1 protein-coding gene is annotated in these 538 nt (G+C 55.2%); it reads right to left on the reverse strand.

All coding sequences use genetic code 11. The features are described 5' to 3' along the window. Positions 1–262 precede the first annotated feature (262 nt). Positions 263–538: 4-hydroxy-tetrahydrodipicolinate reductase (locus AC1DLB_RS31760; RefSeq protein WP_477786502.1), on the reverse strand; the 276-nt coding region annotated here is incomplete at its 5' end.

Raw genomic sequence — 538 nt, forward strand, 5'->3', positions numbered from 1 at the left:
CAAGAAGACCTCCCGTAAATAAAGCCTGAAAGGGCGATCGCAGGTTGTAAAAAAGCGGAGTGACGTATGGACACGTCACCCCGCTTCTTCATCGAATTATTCTGCGCGCTTTTAGTGGACACACTAAAGCTGTAGCTTACAGAAAAAGGCATTTTTGGTCTACCGCCAATGAGCCCTAAAGGCCGGAGAATGCGACAGGACGTCGCTTGGCGGTTTAAAACCGGGCTCAAAGGCTATGTTTGAACCCGGTTTCGGCTGCATCTTAACGCAGGTCGAGCACGTCTTGCATGTCGTAGAGACCTGGCTCACGACCGTCCAGCCACAAAGCTGCACGTACCGCGCCCTTGGCGAAGGTCATGCGACTGGATGCCTTGTGCGTGATTTCCAGTCGCTCGCCCTCGCAGGCGAACAGCACCGTATGATCACCGACCACATCACCACCGCGAACAGTGGCAAAGCCGATCGTTTCACGCTCACGCGCACCGGTGTGACCTTCACGCCCATAGACCGCAACCTTCTGCAGATCACGATCCAGCGC

The organism is Pseudomonas sp. 05N434, assembly GCF_056396965.1.